The sequence below is a fragment of the Chondromyces crocatus genome (assembly GCF_001189295.1).
Taxonomy (GTDB): domain Bacteria; phylum Myxococcota_A; class Polyangia; order Polyangiales; family Polyangiaceae; genus Chondromyces; species Chondromyces crocatus.
This window is the reverse complement of record NZ_CP012159.1, coordinates 3,019,681-3,040,362: the sequence shown is the minus strand read 5'-3', so window position 1 is coordinate 3,040,362 and position 20,682 is coordinate 3,019,681. Positions and strand designations below refer to the sequence as shown.

16 protein-coding genes and 1 pseudogene are annotated in these 20,682 nt (G+C 66.4%); 6 read left to right on the top strand and 11 right to left on the bottom strand.

Annotation, left to right across the window (positions count from 1 at the left end):
• Positions 1–7: 7 nt before the first annotated feature.
• Both CMC5_RS11340 and CMC5_RS42335 read right to left on the bottom strand, forming a co-directional pair.
• Positions 8–1,024 carry a zinc-dependent alcohol dehydrogenase family protein gene (locus CMC5_RS11340; RefSeq protein WP_050430418.1) on the bottom strand — a complete coding sequence of 339 codons (1,017 nt, stop codon included), beginning with the start codon at positions 1,022–1,024 and terminating at the stop codon, positions 8–10.
• A 104-nt stretch (positions 1,025–1,128) separates the two neighbouring features.
• Complete coding sequence (locus CMC5_RS42335; RefSeq protein WP_082362391.1) at positions 1,129–2,448, bottom strand: winged helix DNA-binding protein; 1,320 nt, start codon at positions 2,446–2,448, stop codon at positions 1,129–1,131.
• Between the two features lie 506 nt (positions 2,449–2,954).
• Between CMC5_RS42335 and CMC5_RS49105 the strand changes: the two are divergent.
• Positions 2,955–3,119: pseudogene (locus tag CMC5_RS49105) on the top strand (IS630 family transposase); the annotation flags it as partial.
• A 206-nt stretch (positions 3,120–3,325) separates the two neighbouring features.
• Positions 3,326–3,586: a transposase gene (locus CMC5_RS45750; RefSeq protein WP_169796512.1), complete on the top strand. Its 261-nt coding sequence runs from the start codon at positions 3,326–3,328 to the stop codon at positions 3,584–3,586.
• Between the two features lie 575 nt (positions 3,587–4,161).
• On the opposite strand, the gene abc-f is transcribed toward CMC5_RS45750, so the two are convergent.
• Entirely contained in the window at positions 4,162–6,183 is a 2,022-nt protein-coding gene (abc-f, locus tag CMC5_RS11320; RefSeq protein WP_050430414.1) for a ribosomal protection-like ABC-F family protein, read from the bottom strand.
• 93 nt (positions 6,184–6,276) lie between these two features.
• Between abc-f and CMC5_RS11315 the strand changes: the two genes are divergently transcribed.
• Positions 6,277–7,533, top strand: a complete 1,257-nt coding sequence (locus CMC5_RS11315) for an NHL repeat-containing protein (RefSeq protein WP_050430413.1) — start codon at positions 6,277–6,279, stop codon at positions 7,531–7,533.
• A 211-nt stretch (positions 7,534–7,744) separates the two neighbouring features.
• A complete protein-coding gene (locus tag CMC5_RS11310; protein WP_218920254.1) occupies positions 7,745–8,860 on the top strand; it encodes a hypothetical protein in 1,116 nt (371 codons plus the stop codon).
• A 51-nt stretch (positions 8,861–8,911) separates the two neighbouring features.
• Here the strand turns inward: CMC5_RS11310 and CMC5_RS11305 are convergent, their stop codons facing one another.
• From CMC5_RS11305 to CMC5_RS11290, 4 genes are all read right to left on the bottom strand, one after another.
• On the bottom strand, positions 8,912–10,228 hold the full coding sequence (locus CMC5_RS11305; RefSeq protein WP_156338454.1) for a porin family protein: 1,317 nt from the start codon (positions 10,226–10,228) through the stop codon (positions 8,912–8,914).
• A 4-nt stretch (positions 10,229–10,232) separates the two neighbouring features.
• Positions 10,233–10,697, bottom strand: coding sequence for a YeeE/YedE family protein (locus CMC5_RS11300; protein ID WP_179955519.1), 465 nt, complete (start codon positions 10,695–10,697; stop codon positions 10,233–10,235).
• Between the two features lie 68 nt (positions 10,698–10,765).
• Entirely contained in the window at positions 10,766–11,197 is a 432-nt protein-coding gene (locus CMC5_RS11295; protein WP_050430410.1) for a YeeE/YedE family protein, read from the bottom strand.
• On the bottom strand, positions 11,190–12,026 hold the full coding sequence (locus CMC5_RS11290) for a sulfite exporter TauE/SafE family protein (RefSeq protein ID WP_050435848.1): 837 nt from the start codon (positions 12,024–12,026) through the stop codon (positions 11,190–11,192). Before CMC5_RS11290 ends, CMC5_RS11295 begins: the two co-directional genes overlap by 8 nt.
• Positions 12,027–12,354: 328 nt before the next feature.
• Between CMC5_RS11290 and CMC5_RS11280 the strand changes: the two genes are divergently transcribed.
• Entirely contained in the window at positions 12,355–13,629 is a 1,275-nt protein-coding gene (locus CMC5_RS11280; protein ID WP_063796255.1) for an MBL fold metallo-hydrolase, read from the top strand.
• 44 nt (positions 13,630–13,673) lie between these two features.
• On the opposite strand, the gene CMC5_RS11275 is transcribed toward CMC5_RS11280, so the two are convergent.
• Positions 13,674–14,504, bottom strand: a complete 831-nt coding sequence (locus CMC5_RS11275) for a sigma-70 family RNA polymerase sigma factor (RefSeq protein WP_050430408.1) — start codon at positions 14,502–14,504, stop codon at positions 13,674–13,676.
• A 194-nt stretch (positions 14,505–14,698) separates the two neighbouring features.
• Here CMC5_RS11275 and CMC5_RS11270 point away from each other — a divergent pair, with 194 nt between their 5' ends.
• Positions 14,699–15,727, top strand: coding sequence for an extracellular catalytic domain type 1 short-chain-length polyhydroxyalkanoate depolymerase (locus CMC5_RS11270; protein ID WP_082362388.1), 1,029 nt, complete (start codon positions 14,699–14,701; stop codon positions 15,725–15,727).
• Positions 15,728–15,783: 56 nt separating this feature from the next.
• Here the strand turns inward: CMC5_RS11270 and CMC5_RS11265 are convergent, their stop codons facing one another.
• From CMC5_RS11265 to CMC5_RS11255, 3 genes are read right to left on the bottom strand one after another with little or no spacing between them, the layout of a single operon-like run.
• A complete protein-coding gene (locus CMC5_RS11265; protein WP_050430406.1) occupies positions 15,784–17,133 on the bottom strand; it encodes an AAA family ATPase in 1,350 nt (449 codons plus the stop codon).
• The gene (locus CMC5_RS11260; protein WP_050430405.1) at positions 17,130–18,563 is read right to left on the bottom strand and encodes a hypothetical protein; all 1,434 of its coding nucleotides are present in this window, start codon (positions 18,561–18,563) and stop codon (positions 17,130–17,132) included. Before CMC5_RS11260 ends, CMC5_RS11265 begins: the two co-directional genes overlap by 4 nt.
• Positions 18,560–19,735, bottom strand: a complete 1,176-nt coding sequence (locus CMC5_RS11255) for a hypothetical protein (protein ID WP_050430404.1) — start codon at positions 19,733–19,735, stop codon at positions 18,560–18,562. Before CMC5_RS11255 ends, CMC5_RS11260 begins: the two co-directional genes overlap by 4 nt.
• Positions 19,736–20,682: the final 947 nt, after the last annotated feature.

Here is a 20,682-nt window from a genome sequence, read left to right as displayed (position 1 = left end):
CGTCGGCTCAGACCGTGATGACGATCTTCCCGAAGTGCGCCCCCGACTCCAGGTAGCGCAGCGCCTCCACCGCCTGCTCGAACGGGAACACCCGGTCGATCACCGGCCGGATCCCGTGCGTGGTGATCACCTGGTTCATCGCCTCGAACATCACCCGGCTCCCCACGAACACCAGCTCCACCTTCAGCTTCTTCACCTCGACCGCTGCCGGATCCGGCGCCCCGAAGCTACCGCTCAGCAGCCCGATCAGCGCGAGGTGCCCCCCGGCGCGCGTCGCCGTGATCGCCCTGGGAAGCGTCTCCACGCCCCCGACCTCGATGACGTGATCGACCCCCTCGCCGCCCGTCAGCTCCAGCACGGCCTTCTCCCAGTCGGGATGCTTCCGGTAGTTGATCGTCCCGTCCGCACCGAGCGCCTTCGCCTTCGCGAGCTTCTCGTCCTGGCTCGAGGTGATGATCACCTTCGCCCCCAGCGCGTGCGCAAACTGGAGCGCGAAGATCGACACCCCGCCCGTCCCCTGTGCGAGCACCGTCTGCCCCGCCACGAGCCCCCCCTGCGGCACCAGCGCATTCCACGCCGTCACGGCCGCGCAGGGCAACGTCGCCCCCTCCTCGAAGCTCATCTGCTCGGGCAGATGCACCAGCCCTTCCGCATCGAGGACGACCAGCTCCGCCAGCACCCCGTCCCTGTCGCCTCCGCCGAGGGCCTTGGTGCCCCCTTCGGCCATGCTCACCGTCCCGTCCGTCAGGGTCTGGAAGAAGGTCGGGATCACCCGATCGCCCACCTTCACCCGCGTCACGCCCTCGCCCACCGCGACCACCTCGCCCGCTCCGTCGGAGAGCGGGAGGATCGGCCGGGTGATCGGCTGCGGGTAGCGCCCGCTCACGAGGAGCAGGTCACGGTAGTTTAGCGACACCGCGCGGATGCGGACCAGCGCTTGGCCCGGACCCGGTGTGGGCTCCGGCCGCTCCACCTGCTTCCACTCGCCCGGTCCACCCGCTGTCACGATCTCATAAGCCTTCATGCGACGTCTCCTGGTCCGCGATGGGTTGAGGTGTCCTTATGAGCCTCTAGACGCGCTGATACCAAAAACCAAATGAATGACTGCCCTTTGACTCCAAGTCACAATTATTTCTGAGACCGAATACGTGCCTCACTCACAAGCCAACCCTTAGGCGTAACAGACACTGTCTTTCTTCGCTTATCAATCTCATCCGTAGTACTAACTAGAAGGCCTGCTCGCTCTAGATCCTTCACGTATGGACGCAAGGCCTGAAGGTTTTTAAATCCAAATTCAGCAAACGAGCTCGGCGAAAACCCTCCATCCTTTGTCACTGCCTTATCAAACACGCCCCATGCCGTTTGCGTCACTTCAGATTCAGCCGATTTGAAATATTTTTCAATTTCATCGTCCAACCATTGCTTAAACAAATTTGATTTGTCAATATCTGTCACAGGACGCTCCCCCGACTCCGCCACCCAAAGGCAGTAATCATCCGCCATACCTAGCACGGCCCTTAGATTACCTTTAAGGATATCACAAAGCGACACAAAATCCATTGTTCCAATTGGAAGATAAGCCTGAGACTGACCGAACACCGACAATCTACTACTCAAAACATCCTCCAAGGATTTAAGCTCGATACCGGCAATTTCGAGTGGATCATAGAGCATGCCTTGAAGCCTAGGAGACGAGACTACACCGTGAACAATACCGGGTGCACCGCATAGGACCCAACGAAACCCGGGCACCGTAAGCAGCTCATCACGCAAAACTTCGACTTGTTTACGGACGGCATCTGAAGTCTGGAGGAGTTCAAGATTGTCGAGCACGCACACAACTCCCCCCGAGCCAGCCTCAGCAAAAATGACACCAAGCGTGTCTTTAATAAGCTTCTGAATACCTGAGCCCCGAAAACCTTCGGTTGTATTGAAACTCCCTCCGACTCCTATTCCGACCCCGCCTCCACCCATCGTTGGCAGACCAAGAGAGACAGACCCTGTCCGACTACTTATCAAGGGCGAATTGAGCCATTTGGCAAGAGCACCGTCCGGCTTGATACCATCTGCCAATTTACCAGCTCGAAGCCCTTCCGCGTAGTGAATTAGAGACTGCGCAACCTCTTGGTATACCTCCGCCACCAGCTCGGACTTTTCTTTATCGGCATCCAACTGAAATGCTTTGACGCATGGAATCAACAAAGGCCCACCACGACCATCGACATGTTTTTTATAAGCCAGATACGCAACAACATTCACCAAACTGGTCTTACCAACGCCATTAACACCTTCAATAGTCACAATTCGGTCTCCCGAAGCGAGGCGCATCTCGAGCTTTTGCCTAGAATCAAGGCGTCCCACGAACAGCCGGCTCCCCTCATCTGTGGCCGCGAGCGCGGACACTTGAAACGGACTTTCACGAAATCCCCATCCGGAGTAGAAATTCATACCAACCACCTCACCATATTCACACTAACACCGGTACAATAACACTCATAGCACATATGAGTTCCAATATCAATTTTACGCATCAGTGATAGCTAGTACTCGGTTCCCCAAGTTCGTCCATGGATCTGAAGAAGCCCAGCCCTCGGCTTTTGGCAACAGGATGGGAGCACGAGAGACAGCGTTGCAGGGCCGAGGCTCGCTCTTCCTGCATACGTTGCAGATTGCAGATATCGCGATTGCCTTATCGCGAAGTGTTTCGACGGCTTTTGAGTCCATTGCTGGACGGCTGGTCAGACGCCGTAGATACCACGGGTTGCAGCTACGCCGATCCTGCTGCCTGACGAGCTACGCCAGCGCCTGTTGCAGCTGGCCCGCTCGCCGAGCGCATCGCAACGATAAGTCCAGCGAGCCCGGATTGTGCTTCTGGCTGACGAAGGCCACAGCAACGAGCACATCAAGCGCGAGCTGGGGTGTGCATCAAGACTGTACGCAAGTGGCGCGACCGGATGGCCGCCCTACCCGATAGCGTGCGGCTGCAGGACCTGGATCGAGTGGGGCGTCCAGCGCGCATCAGCGCGGCCACGCACTACGAGCTGATCAAGCTGGCGTGTAGCCGTCCTGATGAGCACAAGGTCCGCTTCGAGCATGTATGGACACTCAGGCGCCTCACCGAGGCTCTGCAGCGGGAGCAGGGAGTGCAGCTGAGTCGTACCGAGGTATGGCGCATCCTCCAAGTGCAGCACTCCGGCCGCATCGGGTCCGACTTTGGCTGCACAGCCCAGATCAAGAGTTCCGGCCCAAGGTTGACGCTATCTGTAAGCTCTACCTGGAGCAACCTCCAGGGACCACGGTGCTCTGCATCGATGAGAAGACGGGGATGCAGGCCCTCGAAGCCCGTTACCCACTACAGCCGGCGCGCCGTCGTGACGGTGGCCGCAAGGAGTTCGAGCACCAATGCCATGGCACCCGTGCGCTGCTCGGAGCCTTCAATGTTCAGACGGGCAAGGTGGTGGCGCGATGTGGACCTACTCGTACCGCGGCAGACCTGCTCGCATTTATGGACGAGGTGGCCAGGCATTACCCAGAGGGGGATGTGGTGGTCATCTGGGACAACCTCAACATCCATCATGGTGACTGATGGCAAGCTTTCAATTACCGATACGGTAGGCGCTTCCGATTCGTCTACACACCCTGCACGCCTCATGGGTCAACCAGATCGAGCTTTGGTTCAGCATCCTGACTCGGCGCGTGCTCAAGCATGCCTCCTTCCCTTCAGCCGGCAGCTGGTGCGCGACTTCGTACGTCACTGGAATGAGCACGATGCTCGCCCCTTCCGGTGGAAGTTCCGAGGACAGTGACGCGCGCACTTGCCGTGTTATGCAGCCTGACTTTGGCTGAAACGACCGATGCCCAAGCTGCCTGCAACGAGAAGGCGCAAACCGAGGTCAACGGCTTGGTGGAGCAGCTGCGCTATCACGTCCTGGCAGCCGAGCGTGTGCTCGACCAGGCGGAGCGACGGGTATTGAGGGGAGAGTCGGTGCCCACACAGGGTCGGACGTCATAGATGCCACCAGTTACCTCTACAACGGTTCTGCTGCCTAACGAGCTATGCCATCGCCCGTCGCAGCTGGTCCGCCTGCCCATGCGGAGCTATCATTAGTTTCGACACCCGCTATGTAGCTTGAAACGCAGAGGGTATCAGCTCCACCTTCCTCACCCCTCCCCGATCGCTGCAATCTCCTGCTCGATCGCCTCCCACTCCTCCGTTAGCGCCAGGATCTGCCCATCGAGCCCCGCCTGCTCCTTCTCCAGCGCCGCCAGCGCGTCCTTGCTCGTGCGCTCGAAGAACCCCTCGCTGCAGTAGAGCGCTTCGATCTCCTTCTTGCGCCCCTCCGCCACATCGATCGCCGCAATCACCTTGTCCCGCCGCGCCGGCAGCTCCTTCTGCCGGTTCCGACGGCGCTTCTGCTCCTCCCACGACCCTCCTTGCAGCCCCCCGGCCGTGCTCGCGCCAGCAGCCCCGCCCCCGGCTGCCGCTCCCCCCTTCACCTCACCCCCGCCCCCTGAAGCCCCTCCGCTCCCGCTCCCATTCCCCTCGACCCGCCCCTCTGCCCGCGCCTTCTTCGCCTTCAGCACCACCGCGTTCGAGTCGAGGTGATCATCGCCGCACCGCGCGAGGTACTCCTCGTACGTCCCCAGGAAGTCGTTCGGCCCCGCGGGCGTCACCTCCAGGATTCGCGTCGCCAGCCGCGACACGAACCACCGATCGTGGCTCACGAAGAGCGTCGTCCCCTCGTACTTGCTCAGCCCCTCGGCCAGCGCCTCGATCGACTCCAGGTCCAGGTGGTTGGTCGGCTCGTCCAGCAGCAGCACATTCGGCTCATCGGCCATGATCCGGCAGAACAACAGCCGCGCCGCCTCCCCCCCGGACAGGCTTCCCACCCGCTTGTTCACGTCGTCGCCCGAGAACAGCATGCGCCCCAGCCGCCCTCGCACACCGCTCTCCGGCTCCGTAGGCAGCGCGGCCCGCAGGATCTGGAGCGGCGTCGCCGTCGGATCGTCCAGCACCTCTCGGTGGTCCTGCGCGAAGTACCCCAGCCGCACCTCGTGCCCCCACGCGACATCGCCCGCATCCGCCGCGAGCCGCCCCGCCAGGATGCGCAGCAGCGTCGACTTCCCGATACCGTTCGGCCCGATCACCGCCACGCGCTCTCCACGCCGCGCCAGCAACCCCACCTTCGACAGCACCCGCTTGTCGCCGTAAGCCTTGGAGATCCCCTCGGCCAGCAGCACATCCCTCCCGCTCGGCCGGGCCTGCACGAACCGGAAGTGCGGCGCTCGCCTCGACGTCTCCGGCAGCTCGGCCACCTCGATCTTCTCGATCTGCTTCAGCCGGCTCTGCGCCTGGCGCGCCTTCGTGGCCTTGTAACGGAACCGGTCGACGAACGCCTGCTTGTGGGCGATCTCCGCCTCGGCCCGCTCGATCTCGACCTTCTTCCGCTCCAGCTCCGCCCGCTTCTCCACCACGAACGCTGCGAAGCTGCCCGTGTAGAGGATGACCGTCCCGTAATCGACGTCGAGGATGTGCGTCGCCACGTTCTCCAGGAACCGCTGGTCGTGGGAGATCACCACCACGCAGCCCGTGTGCGCGCTCAGGAACCGCTCCAGCCAGCGGATCGACAGGATGTCCAGGTGGTTGGTCGGCTCGTCGAGGAGCAGCACGTCGGGCCCCCCGATCAGCACCTGCGCCAGCAGCACCCGCAGCTTGAAGCCACCCGACAGCGTGCCGAGTGGGCGCTCGTGCGCCTCCAGCGGGATGCCGAGCCCCTCCAGGATCGCCGTCGCACGCGCCTTCAGCGTGTACCCGTCATGCGACCGGATCCGCTCCTCCAGCTCCGCCACGCGCCCCGGATCGCCACGCCCCTGCTCGATGGCCTCCTGCTCACGGAGGGCCTCCCACACCACCACGTCCCCGCGCATGGCCAGGTCGAGGATGCACTCCTCGTCGCTCAGGAAGTGGTCCTGCCGCAGCACCCCCAGCCGCGCCTCCCGCGGGATGCTGAAGCTCCCCTCCGTCGCGGGCTCGTCCCCGGACAGGATCCGCATCAACGTCGACTTGCCCGACCCGTTCGCCCCGACGAGCCCGTAGCGCGCCCCCGGGTTCAGCTTGAGAGAGACGTCCTCGAACAGGGTCCGATCCCCGTAGGACTTGCCGAGCTGAGAAGTGACGATCATCGCGCGCCGACTCTAGCAGGCTTCACGCTCCGCCACGGGAGCCCCGCCACCGCCCGGCTTGCAGCGGCGGACGCTCCCGGTGATGCTCGCCACGTGCCTCCACCGCGCCGCCCCGCCTGCCCGAACGCCCAGCGCACCGCGTGCTTCTTCGGCGTCGCTGCGCTCGCTGCCGCCGTGATCACGAGCTGCGGCGCCCGCACCAGCCTCCTGACCGAGGACGACTCCTCGGGCTTCGGCGCCGGGGGCCCCACCAGCACCTCCGGGCTCGGTGGCGCTGGCGGCGTCGGCGGGGGCGGGGGCCCTTCGACCTCCACCGGGCCGACCTGCCGCGACGACAGCGACTGCGACGACGGCATCGCCTGCACCATCGACCTCTGCCAGATGGGGAACTGCGTCCACACCTCGGCGAACGATCTCTGCGACGACGGCCGCTTCTGCACCCTGGACCGTTGCGACCCGTTCGTCGGCTGCCTCCACGAGGACGCCTCCGCGACCCTCTGCGACGACGGCATCGCCTGCACCATCGACGTCTGTGACGACGATGCCGCCATGTGCCTCCACGAGGCGTGCGACGGCCGCTGCAACAACAACCTCTTCTGCGATGGCGTCGAGCGCTGCGACACCGCCATCGGCTGCGTCGCCGGCCCCCCGGCCTGCTCCCTCGGCCTCGGCTGTGGCACCAGCACGTGCCAGGAGTCGAACGACACCTGCGCTCACGTCCTCCCGCCGGGCTGCGCTGGCCCGGATGTGCATCTCCTCGTCGCCGACAACCAGGGCAACCTCGTCGACGTCGCGCCGTACGCGGCGACCCCACCGGTCATCCTCGCTCATAACGCGGGCCTGCCTTTCCTCGACATCGCCGTGATGAACGGCCGCTGGTTCGCGGTCACCACCCACTTCGTCGAACTCGCCCCGTACACGACCCAGGTCATCGCCACCCACGACTTCCTCAGCGCCAACTCCCTCGGCGCGGGTCCTGACGGCATGCTCTACGCAGCCGGCGATCTCATTTACCGCCTGCATCCCAACACCGGGGCCTCCCAGGTGGTGGGCTCGCTGCCTCCTGGCCACACCTCCAGCGGCGACCTCGCGTTCCTCGGCAACCGCATGTTCATCTCCACCGACAGCGGCTGCGGCAGCACGCTGGTGGAGTTCAATCTCGCCACCGGCCAGAGCACCGTCCTCGGCGGCGACGGCCTCGGCTGCGTCTACGGCCTCGCTCCGGCTGGCGATCGCTTGTTCATCCTCAACTGCAACGGCAAGGTCGGCACGTTCCACCCCGACACCGGAGAGGTCAACGTCTTCACGACGAACTCGCTCCGCGTCTACGGCGCCGACATCCTTCCTTGATGCATCCGGCCGGGGCACGCGCCTCGGTTGCCACCCATCGCGAGCCAGTCGCATCGGGCCGCGCGCCACATGACCGCAGGCCAGGCGCATCGGGCCTCATCGGACCTCATCGGACCATGTCGACACCGCGCTGAGACGTCCTGATGCGATGCCTCGCTGCCGGGATGGCCCCCTCGCCTCACGGCCTCCCGTGATTGCGCGAGCCGCCAGGGTGCGTACAGTGTTCGACTCCATGATGGCTGGTTTCCGCGCTGCGCGATCCCTCCTCCCCGCCTTGTTGACGCTCTCCCTCGCGGTGGGCTGTCAGGATTCACGGCGGGTGCCACCTCCTCCGGACAGCTCCTCGGCCAACGGCTTCGGCTCGCGCCAGGAGCCCCCCGCTTCGCCTCAGCCAGGAGACGCCCCTGGGCAAAGCGCCGCACGCGACAGACCGCCGGCCCCTGGAGAAGACGGGCCGCCTCCGGGCGCGACACCGCCGCCGCACATGGCGAACGCGGCAGGAACGGCAGCGACGACCCCGGACAGCGGAAAACCGGGTGCAGCAACCCCTGGAGGCGCACCTCAGGCGGCCGGTGCGCGCATCTTCGACCACCGCCACACCGACGTCGATCGCATCCCCGCCAAGTGCATCCAGGCGCTCACCTCGTCGAGCAACGTCATCCAGTACGGGCACCGCTCGCACGGCGCGCAGATCCTCGCGGGAGCCAAGAGCCTCAAGGAGTCGAAGCCCGCCCTCAACCTCGCCGTCGGCTACGCCTCGGCCCCTGCTGCGGGCGGCGCTTTGCGCATGTGGGACGGGATGCTCAAGGACAACGCCATCAAGGCGGAGCATTACTGGGCGACCGAGGCCGGCGTCGACAATCTCCGCACGCTCCTCAAGTCCCGCCCCGAGATCCGGTACAGCATGTGGGCCTGGTCCTACGAGATCTCGCAGCAGTCCGAGCAGCAGATCCAGCAGTACCTCAACACACTCAGCGCCCTCGAACGCGAGTTCCCGAAGGTGACGTTCATCTACATGACCGGCCCTGGAGACGACACCTACAACGGGCGAAACCGAACCGAGCGCAACCAGCAGATCCGCGCCTACTGCCAGGCGAACAACAAGGTGCTCTTCGACTTCGAAGACCTCGACGTCTGGCACGACGGCAAGCGCAATACGGCCACCGCCGAAGGCGCCGAGATCCCGATGCAGCACCCGCGCTACAGCGTGAAGACCCCAGGGAACACCGATTACCAGTGGACGCACGCCACCCAGGAGAGCAGCGAGGTCAAGGCCCGCGCGTTCTGGTGGATGATGGCCAAGCTGAACGGGTGCGAGCTGCCGTGACGAGATGCGCGCTGCCGTGACCGGGCGCGCACCTGCCCCCGACATGTGACATCAAAACGAAAGCAGCACCTGGAGATGTACCTCCTGCCCGGTCACCAGGAGTGGGTCGCGCATCTCCGGGGTGACCTGGTTGTGAGCGAGGCGGGACTGCAACTTCAGGCCGCCGCTCGTGACGTGGTAGGTCGTCCCCACTTCGTAGCGCTCGATCGAGGGGGAAGAACACGTCCCGACGTCCGGTGCGAGCCAGCTGAAGCGGCCTGCGACCTCGAACGTCCCCGGGACGACGAAGACGCCCGCTTGCGCGAACGCACCGACCCCGATCCGATCAGGCGTGCGTGGCGACCGCCGACGATCGATGAACCCTTCGGCCGACACCGTGATCGGCCCGGCGCGAACCACGGCATCGAGTCCCCCCGCCGTCCGCTCGCTCGCAGAGTCCGAGGAGGTCTCCTGCGCGGTGGGGACGACGTGGTGGTACGCGCCCACGCCGATGGCGAAGCGCACCTCGCCAGGCGTGCGCGCGAGCGTCTCGTCGTAGGCGACGGCGCCGAGCGGGGCGACGGCGAGCCGCGTCATGGCCAGGAGGCCGGGACCGTCGATGCCATCACCGCTGAAGATCCCCGCGCGGTACTCGGCACGACCCTCGGCAAGCTGGCCTTCCAGCGAGACGCCCGTCTCGCGGCCCGCGCGAAAGAAGTCGCTGACGATGGAGCGATCCGGGAGCTGGAGCGCGGGGCGAGGGACGAGGAACTGGCGGCTGAAGGGCGTGCGAAACCGGCCGACGCGGGCTTGCAGCTCGGGTCGCCACACGAACACGACCTCGAGGTCCCGGAGCAGAGGCTCACGGGAGAGTTCGGCGCTCACCGCGTAGCGGAGGTGCTGCCCGAAGAGGTGGCCGCCGAGGAGAAGGCGCGCAAGATGGACGTCACTGTGCAGGGCGCCCTCACCGCCCTGGGGTAGGTCCAGGCTCGTGCGCACGGCGAGCACCGCCCCGAGCCGCAGCCCGTGGGCGCCATTCGCGGATCGGATACCGAAGCCGTCACGGAGTGACGCCGTGACGAGGGGAGCAGCTCCCGGTGAGGATCGGCCGTCATCCCGAGCCGGCAACGCCGTGACACGAGGCATGGCAGCGAGGACCGTGTTCCCAGCGGCTGCGGAAGGTGCCGTGGGCCCTGGCGTGGCAGCGAGGGACGCCGCATCCCCAGCGGCTGCACCAGACACGCCAACACCACCGGGCGCTGGCTCCTGGAAACTCTGCGCCGACGAAGCGCTCGGGGTCGACGCCACCGCGAGCAGGAACGCGAGCGCGCCTGCGGTGCGACGTGCGCCGAAGGCATGGCGCGTCTCCAGCTTCGAGCGACGGCGCACCACGTCACCTCGGGGGGACCTCGGCTCCACCAGCGCCAGCGGGCGGCGTACACGTCAGCGCGCCGGTGACGAGGTGTTCCACCTTCGTGCCCACCGTCATGCCGACGACGAACACGACGGCAGGCCACACGCCCCCCGCAGCCGAGACCAGCCCTGGACCCGGGCAGAACCCGCCGAGGGCCCAGCCGATGCCGAACAGGGCAGCGCCGAGCACCAGGCGCACGTCGATGTCCTTGCGGGTCGGCAGGTGGAAGCGGCGGTCGAACAGCGGCGCGGGACGCCGGACGATCCGCCCGTACAGCGCGGCGTACACCGCGACCCCGCCGAGCATCACGAACGCGAGGCTCGCGTCCCACGCCCCCGCGAGGTCGAGGAAGCCGACCACCTTGGAGGGCCTCGTCATCCCGGAGATGCCGAGACCGAGCGCGAACAGCCCGCCAGCCGCAAAGCTCGCCGCGAGCGCCTTCATCGCTCCACTCCCCTTCCTCGTCCCCCCGCCCTTCATCGCTCCACTCCCCTTCCTCGTCCCCCCGCCCTTCATCGACCACCTCCCAGGAGGTGCCGAGCCACGAACACCGTCGCAAAGCCGGTGGCCATGAACGTGCCCGTCGCAACGAGGGAACGCGCCGACAGCCGGCTGACCCCGCAGATGCCATGCCCGCTCGTGCAGCCGTTCCCGAGCTGCGTGCCGAAGCCGACGAGAAACCCGGCGACGAGCGCGAGCGGGAGCGTCGGCGTCCAGGTGGTGTCGAAGGCGGCGGGAAAGACGAACCGCAGGACGGCTCCGCCCACGAGCAACCCCCCGAGGAAGGCGACGCGGAGAGCGCGCCCCTCGGTCGTGCGGCGCAGGAGCCCACCGAACAGGCCGCTGATCCCGGCGATACGCCCGTGAGCGAGGAGAAAGAGCGAGGCGGAGAGGCCGATCAGCGCGCCGCCGATCAGGGCCGAGCCCGGGGAGAAGTCATGCATGTCGACGGCCTGGGGTACGGGTTGTCTTTCTCGTGATGACGAGGGCGGCGGAGAGCACGGCTGCCCCCACGAAAACCATCCAGGGGAGAGGGAGCTGCTTGCCGAGGACGAACAGGCCCATCGCGAGGACGAGCCATGCGAAAGCGCGCCGCAGGGCATCAGCCGACAATTTCGCTCCGGAGAAGGAGCCAGCGACCATCCCCACCACCGCAGCCGCCGTCATGAGGAGCGCGAGGCGCCAGTCGACCGTCACGTGACCGATGTGACCCGCCAGCCCGGCGAAGGACTGGAGCGCGATCACGAAGAGGGACGTTCCCACCGCCTCCTGCATGGCGAGGCCGCCCACGAGGGTGAGCGCAGGGACGATCAGGAAGCCGCCGCCTGCCCCCACGAAGCCGGACACGACGCCGACCGCTGCGCCCAGCGAGAGGAGCTGCACCACCGCGAGCGGGCGTGATCCCGTGGCGCGTTCAGCGCGACCTTCGAGCATCGAGAGCGCCGTCACGAGCATCACGGCCGCGAACACGACGAGCAGCATCGTCGCGGGGACGAGGTGCGCGAGACGACCACCGGCGAAGGCGCCCGCCATCGCGGCAGCCCCGAAGATGGCTCCGATCTTCCACCGCACCCGGCCCGCTCGCGCCTGGACCCCAGCGCCGACGAGGCTCGTCGTTCCCACGAAGAAGAGCGACATGGCGACGGCGGCCGCGGGCTCGACCTCGACGACGTACACGAGCACGGGGACCGTCAGGATCGCGCCGCCACCACCGAGCAGCCCGAGCAAGCCTCCGATGAGCAGCGACAGGGCCACGGCGACGAGGACGGCCATGGAGATCACCCTCTCGCCTCGACCTGTGAGGACACGGTGGCGACCTGCGGGGGCACAGGAGCGACCTGCGGGGGCACAGAAGCGACCTGCAGGGGCACGGCGGCGGCCCATGGTGACCCAGGAGTGACCTGCGAGGGTGCGGGTGCCAGCAGGACGACGAGCGCACGGAGGGCGTGCCCGTCGACCCCATCGGGGACGAGGCGTCGGTTCCACATCTCGCCGATGGGAGCCAGCGGCGCTGGAAAGGGTTCGGCGAGGCCGAACGATTTTTTTTCGAGCCTCGCGAACCCAATCCCGCTGGCCTGGCTCTCACGGTCGAGGACCCCTCATGAAGATCGAACCCTTCTTCGACCCCGCCACCTCCACGCTCACCTACGTCGTCTACGACCCGGAGAGTCGGGATGCGGTCGTGATCGATCCCGTGCTCGACTACGATCCCCTCGCATCCGCGACGACGACCATGTCGCTCGAGATCGTCTCGTCCTTTCTGCAGACGAAAGGGCTCCGGCTCCACGACGTGCTCGAGACGCACGCCCACGCCGACCACCTGAGCGGCAGCCAGTACCTGAAACGGCGCTTCCAGGCGAAGGTCGGCATCGGCATGCGCATCCGCGAGGTCCAGAAGATCTTTCGCGACGTCTTCGACCTGCCGCCCTCGTTCCCGGTGGACGGGAGCCAGTTCGACCGCCTGTTCGAGGACGGGGAGAAGGTCGTCGCGGGGACGCTCGCCTTCGAGGTCATCGCCACCCCCGGACACACCCCAGCCTGCGTCACCTACCGGTTCGGGGACGCGATCTTCACCGGCGACGCCCTGTTCATCGAGGACTACGGTACGGGCCGCTGCGACTTCCCGAGCGGGAGCGCCGACGCGCTGTTCACCTCGGTCCACGATCGTCTCTACGCCTTGCCCGACACCACCCGGGTCTTCGTCGGCCACGACTATCAGCCGAATGGCCGACCGCTCCGGTACGAGACGACGATCGGCGCCTCGAAGAAGAGGAACGTCCAGCTCTGCGCCAGCACCCCGCGAGAGGCGTTCGTGAAGCTCCGGACCCAGCGCGATGCCACGCTGGCACCGCCACGCCTGCTCTACCCGAGCGTCCAGGTCAACGTCGACGCCGGGATGCTGCCGAAGCCACGCGCGAACGGGCGTCGCTACCTGTCCATCCCGCTCGACGCCAGGCCGACGACGGACGACGATGACGAGACCACTGACACGGAAGGGAGAGGGGACGCGATGACCACGCTCTACGAGTCGGCCCAGCCCAACCCCGCTGGGTTCCGCGACGTCCTGCCCGCGCAGGTGTTCAAGCACGGCGAGGAGATCCGCCTCGTCGATGTGCGCGAGCCGAGTGAATTCACCGGAGAACTCGGGCACATCGCCAGAGCCGAGCTGGTGCCCCTCGCGACCGTCATCGCCGCCGCGGAGCGCTGGCGCAAAGAAGACGAGCTGGTGCTCATCTGTCGCTCGGGTCGGCGCTCTGAACAGGCTGCCACAGCGCTCACGGCAGCCGGCTTCCGCCGCACGATGAATCTGGCCGGCGGCATGCTGGCGTGGAACGAGGCCCGCTTGCCCGTGGAGTACGGAAGCGCCTCGGCCTAGGGAGTCTCAGCGCCACCACGAGAGGCGCCGGGTCGGGCGTCAGCTCAGCGATTTCCTGCGAGAAAGCTCCGTAGCGCGGCCTTGACCGACGCCTGGACGGCTGCGGGGACCTCGACGGTCGGGCCCGAGGTGCGACAGAGCGCGAGCGTGCGCTTGATCGAGTCACAGGCGCCGCGGCAGCGTGGACACCCTTCGAGATGACGCTCCATCTCGGCGCATACCTCCGCCCGGATCTCGCCTTCGAGATGCTGCGAGAACAGGGTGAGCACGTCAGGGCACGTCCCCGGCTCCGGCGCGGCCTGGCTCGGGATCCCGAGCCAGGGTGCGATGCTCTCCCGGACCGAGAGGCGAGCGCGGTGCAGCCGGCTCTTGACGGCCTGCGTGCTGAGCCCGAGCACCTCCGCCACCTCTGGCGCCGTCAGCCCCTCGACGTCGCGCAGGAGGAGCACCTCGCGGTACATCGGATCGAGCGCACCGATCGCCCGTTCAAGTGCATGTTCGATCTGCTTGCCAGCGAGCGCCTCATCGGGAGCGCGCGACGGGTCGGCCAGGCGAGACGCCTCGGGCGCCGCATCCGTGTCGAGCGAGTGCTCGTCGGGGGCGAACTTGCTCCGACGCCGCTTCTTGAGGCAGAAGCTCCGCGCGATCGTGTAGAGCCACGTCGACAGGGACGAGGTGCCCCGGAAATCGCGCACGCCCCGCGCCATGGCGAGCAGCGTCTCCTGCAAGACGTCCTGCGCATCCTCTGGATCGCGGCACATCTTCATGCCGAAGCGGTACACCTGCGCCTGATGGCGCTGGAGCAACGCCTCGAGCGCGGCATCATCACCGGCGCGAGCGGCCGCGAGGAGTGCGGCATCGGTCTCGTCGTCCATGATCGTCTTTCCAGGTGGTGCCCCGAGAGGCCAGGCGTGCAGCTCACCGATACCATGGGCACCGCGCTGGTGGCGCTCTTCCCATCGAGACCGGCCCCCCCGCACCGCACGCCGAGCCCCCCTCGCTCGTGGCGCTAGCCCGCACCCTGGCGCGTAGGCAGCGCCTCTCGGGCGGGATAGCATGAGCCTCAGCCATGCCAACAGCGCGTCCCACGTCCATGTGCCTGCTCTCCATCGCGCTCCTCGGCGCCGTCGCTTCCGGATGCAGCGGCTCGTCCAGCGGAGCACCGGACAGCAGCTCCCCGGGGACCAGCACCACCACGTCCACGCCGCCCGACGACCTGGACTCACCGAGTCCTGGCTGCAGCACCACCGAGACGACCTACCCACCCGGCACGACGCTGGGCTCGATCGAGGCTTCGGGCTCACGCAGCTTTCGCGTCCACGTGCCACCCGGCTACATCGCCGACCGCCCCACGCCGGTCATCCTCATGCTCCACGGCGGCGGAGGCAGCGGCGAGCAGTTCCAGACCAGGTCCTCACGCATGGACCTCATCGCGGATCGCGAGGGATTCGTCACCGTCTACCCGGACGGCACCGGCATGCTCGCCACCTGGAACGGGGGCCTCTGCTGCGGTCGCGCCGTGCAGGATGGCGTCGACGACGTCGCCTTCATGAGCGCATTGCTCGATCACCTCGAAGGTGAACTCTGCATCGATCGCCGCCGGGTGTTCGCGACGGGCATGTCGAACGGCGCCATCATGTCGCACCGTCTGGCATGCGAGCTGTCGGAGCGCATCGCCGCCATCGCCCCCGTGGCCGGCACCATCGGCGTGACGGACTGCCAGCCCGCACGCCGGGTCCCCGTGATGCAGATCCAGGGAACCGACGACCGACACGTGCCCTGGGAAGGCGGGGTCGGCTGCGGCCCCTCGGGCGCGTCCTTCATCTCGGTGCCAGACACCATGGAGGGCTGGCGCACGCGCAACGGGTGTGACGCCAGCTCCACCGAGGTCTTCACGGAAGGCAATGGCCGCTGCATGGCCCATGGCGGCTGTGAGGCTCCGGTCGTGCTCTGCTCCATCGAGGGTGGTGGCCATAGCTGGCCTGGAGGTGACCCGAAGGCCAACGTCGTCAACTGTCCCGGAGACGGCGCCCAGAGCCAGACCTTCTCGGCGAGCGAAGCCGCCTGGCGCTTCTTCGCCGAGAACCCGCTGCCCTGATCCTCTGACGAGCAGAGGACACCGCACAGCTGCGATCCCTGCGCCTTCGCAGAGCGCTAACTCGCCTTGATTCGATGCGCTTCGAGACGACGAAACACGGCCTCGTGCACATACCAGCCATCGAGCGAAGGGTTCATGTCCCAGCCCACATAGGATGGTGTTGCTGGCGGAATGCCTTGCACGAGTTCGCGATCGGCAGCGCGACCCACCACGATGCACGCATGCCGGTGTCGTGTGAGCATCACGCAGAGACGCCCTGGATCCAGGTGGAACTCGTCGACGTCCATGAGACCTGCCAGGGGATGCCAGGCGAGGATGACCTCGAACGTGAGGCCCTGGAGCTTGTTGGCCGTGTCGACACGAATCCCTTCGAGGCGGGCAGCCGACAGCTCAGCCCGAAGCAGATCCTTCTGATCGTTGTGACTCACCACGATTGCGACGTCGAACGGCTGGAGATCACGGGCCTTCTGCCCATTCTCACACTGGACCTTGGGGGTTCGACGGAAGAGACGGGCAGCGAGTCGGACCAGGAGCGAGGCCGTCGCCGGATCCGCCGTGATGACCGCGCCGCTCGGCAATTCGACGTGGGCCCATCCGGCGGTCGCGGCGCGTTCGAGCGCGGCATCCTCGACGGCATTCGCCCTGCCACCAGCGGCCGCCTGGAGTCGCAGGTGCCGCACACCGGGCAACACAGCCGCATCGAAGGGGTGGTCCGGGTAGAATGCACTTGCCACCGGGACGGCTCGCGGGTCGAGACGCCGTGTGATCGGGAGCCTGTGCACCGGCGTCGAGGGGTGATTCCGTCGTACGACCTCCACGGCGGTCATGAGTGGATCTTCGCGCAGTCCACGCCACCGGTCAGCCTCGGGCGCCGTGGTGAAAGGCGCGAGCTGTCCACTGTCGCCCATCAGGAGATGTCGGGGAGCGAGATCGCCAACGAGGTAGTAATGCACGGAGTTCGCCTGGTACGCCTCGTCGATCAGGAGGATGTCGACCGGCGTGAGATCCTCACGTGCGTGTGCATCACCGAGTTTGTTGAGTGTACCGACGAGGATCTTGTCCGAGTTCGCATCACGGGCCTTGCGTTCGATCACATTCCCCCGTCGTGAGTCGACCGGGAGTTCGACCGAGCTGGCTGGAATGAACGTTATCTTCTCCTTCGGCATGCGGTCTGCGAGTGCCGATACGAGCGAGAAGGCCTGGTCGTTCGTCGGTGTCGCGACAGCGACGCGAAGGCCCGCCCGTCGCGCGGCCTGGACGGCGGTTCCGATGGCATACGACTTCCCCGCGCCCGCGGGTGCGGCCCCCACGACAGCCCGGTTCGGAGGCGCCGTGAGCACCGCCTCGATGGCAGCATCGACCGTGGCTTTCGCCTGCTCGACCACGCTCTCGTTGTACGTAGTCATTCCCACCTCCCCTCGTCCGTCGCGCCGTCGAGCGCGGGCAGCACGTCCTCCTGCTCGGGCTCTCGGTGAGTCCACGGCGCTTTTTTGGGCATCTTGAGCGGCGGACTGCTTCCCAGGTGATGCACGGAGAAAATCGCCGTCTCGCCTACGGTTGGAAGCTCCTGCTCGGCACTTGTCTCGAGCTGCAGCACCACGATCGATCGACTCTCCTTCGCGATATGCCGTACCTCGGTGATGACGTATTCGCGCTTGTCTGCCGTACGGGTCCACCAGAGTTCCTTCTCCGTGGGGAGTACGCAGCGCTCGGCCGTCTCGAGTTCGACGAGGGGTCGTCGGACCTGCCGCTTCGGTCCTTGCTCGTAGTTTTCACGGTCGACGCGACGCACCTTGCCCACGAGACCCTGGTTTGCAAGAAGCGTCGGGAGCATCCGCAGAGGATCGTCGATGGCCTCCTCGGCCTCGAGCAGCCTCACGGCGTCCTCCGCCGCTCGTAGCGTCCACGCCGCCTGCGCGTTCGTCTGTCGCGTCCGCTGATGGCCCCCCTTCGTGACCACCCAGTCGAGGTGTCGATCGAGTGCCCCCAGATCGTCCTTCCAGCGCCGCCCGACGTGGGCGGCTTCGGGGTAGCCTCTCTCGCGCTCGAGGCAGCGCCAGAGAAAGGGCCATCCGCGGTCGACCAGTCGACCGTAGTGAGACTCGATGGGCTTGCGGAGTGGGGCGACGACCTTCTCCTCCGTCTTCCTTCCTCGTTGCGCATTGAAGGCCGACAGCAGGTCGTCGACCTTTCCATCCTCCTCGGCGGCAGGGACGGGGCCTATCTCGGTTCGCTCCGCCTCCCGTGCTGCCTCGTGCGCGCTTTGCCCTCTCGGAGGCTCGATCGCAGCGTCCAGAGCGGGGAGCTGCTGCATCTCCAGAGCCGAAAGTTCCGTGACCCAGTGAGAAGCGAGCAGGTCGGTGAGCACGACGACGAGCTGCTGGCCAGGATGACGCGCGCGGTCGGCGAGGAACCGAAGGTGGCGTCCGAACCGGACGAGTTCGGGATCCGCGGGCACCGCCCCCGTCGTCGGCAGGTACGCCAGACGTCGTCCCAGTCGGGCGAGGAGCGCGAGCGTTGCACGATTTGCGACGACGATCTGCGGTGGCTCGTCACGCCCGGTCCCTTCGAACCACGCATTGAAATCACGTGCGACGATCGTGAGCGCCCGGAATGCGAGTTCGCGATCACGGGGTTCGCCAGGCACCGCGATCTTCCGCTGATCCGGACCGAAGCCCCATGCAACCGCGGCGGCGGTGAAGGGCTCGGCGCCGAGTTGCCACAGGAGCAGACCGAGTGGGCGTTTGGTGAGGTGCCGGTGTCGGTGGGTTGCTGACCGCTGTGCACGGCGAAGGCGTCTTGCATCGGCCACGAGCAGGGCTTGCAAGTAGCTCATCGGCCAACTCCTCTGGTGGTCACGGGCAGAGGACGAGTCAGCCCGAGATGGTCGCGAAGCCGAGCCGCGCGTACGAGTTGCTCGGCAACGGCCGTCTCATCCGACGAAGGGGGCGCGCCGCGGCTGAGCTCTCCTGCGCGATCCAGGGAAGCGATGCCAGGCAACAGTCGCACGAGCTGCCCCCCTAGCCGGTTGGGGTTGCCATCGTGGTGAGCTCGCTCTCGACAGAAGCGAGAGAGCCCGCACGAGGCGAGGCACCCTGGGCGATAGTCGGTGCCGACGACGTCTGCGATCTTTGCCAGTGCATCGAGCCGAGCAGCTTCCTCACCAGCCGCCACGGACGAGAAGCTGGGTGCGCTCTCCGGGATCGATGCTGCCACCTCGTCGACGGTGGGCGCCTGGTCGAGAATCCGGGCGGCCCGATCGACCTCGCGACCCACGGGTTTCACGCACAGGGTCGGCTGAAGTCCCGTGTTCTTGGCGGTGATGAGGAGCGCCTCCGCAGACACGATCTCCGGGTTGCCGCCCACGCGTTCCACGAGCGCGCGCAGCAAGACGATGTAAACGGACACCTGCGCGACGGCCGCGCCGAGCTTGTCGGGGTCGGCCTGGCCGTCGATCGTTGGAAATGACTTGATCTCGCCGACATGGATGGGTTGCGCGAATCGTGCGGCGACCGCATCCGCTTCGAAATGCGCGAGCACACCGCCCACCTCGCGCTCGAACACAGCACCGTCGATGAGATTCGGAGCGGTTCTCGATCCCGCCAGGATCTGTTTGACGAGTTCTCCCGTCGCCGCGGCGCGCTGAGCCAGACCGCCCTTGCCTCGAATTTGCCCTTCTCGCAGATTCGCGACCTTCGCGTTCGTGGTGTCGTAGCTCAGGTTCTCCTTCAGGAGTGCGAGGATGGGCGCGTGTTCGTCGCGTCGTAGCAGTTCCTCGAAACGGTTTCCGCGACGGAAGGCGAAGGGAGATTGGCCAAAGGGCGCCGCAAACGCCGTACCTTGGAGCAACTGGTCGAAGTCCACGCGAGCCGCGAAGCCCGTCACGGCCATGTTGCAGTTGCTGGTCGCCGCATACCTCGCCAGCTCGCGCACGTTGGCTCGTCGGCGCGGCGCGTTTCCCGCGAGGGCGACGACGCGATCGGCAGCACTCTTCTGTTTCTTCGGCATTCGGTCCCCCTCGGGCCTCGGGCCCCTCCGACGGCTTCCCTGTTTCGACCCATCGCGCGAGCACGCTGCGACCGATGGGGACGACGACCGACCCGCGAGGCATCGCGTTCCGCTGCCTCCAGACACCAGGTCGCCGTGCTCGATGCCCCCGCACGCATTCAGAATCGCTCCTCACTCCAAGTAGCGGAGTTGATACCCGAAATGCTTTCTCCGCAATGCCTTCCCGACCCCATGGCGCCAGGCAAGCCGCTGTGACTGCACGAGGCAACGCACGAAGCGCACAGCTCAAACGTAACGAGGACTACGAACCGACGTTCCCATTCCTGAGTCTTTTCGCCGGGGCGCCTCTCCGTGAGAGCCGACGGCTTCCCGAGCGGTCGCCACCGACGATCGAATCGCCTTCTCCGCGTGATACATCCGGGATGCGCTTCAGAAGAGCTGGTGAACACGGCTGTCTTCCCTGCGACGCCCGGCTCGTGCCCAAAGGGGATGACATTCACGGGTTGCGAGAGGCGCTGATGCCGAGCCGCCTGGCAATGGAGAACGCCTCTCCGTCTTCCTGGGCTCTGCGCCGTCTCATGCCATCCGCTGGATGGCGGTCTTCACCGAGGGAGTGCGTCTTCCACGAGGATCGAGGTCGCTTCGTGCGTACAGAGCATCCAGGGCAACGGCGTCGACCGTATGGTACAGCGTGCCTCCTGCACGAGACGGAGCGTGGGCCTCGATCGTCCAGACCCGCTCGCACGGATCCAGATGCATGAAATCGGATCGAACCGCATCCCTGGTCGGACTGGAGACACTCCGCTGCTGCGTCTGCGACTTTGATCGCCACGTTCAATGACGCGCGCGTCATTGACGCTTCTTCGCCGAGCTGTGGTCCACGTGCATCCGAGATCCAGTCCGAGTCCGTCTGCGGATGCGCGTGGCGAATGCGCGTGCCCCCTAGC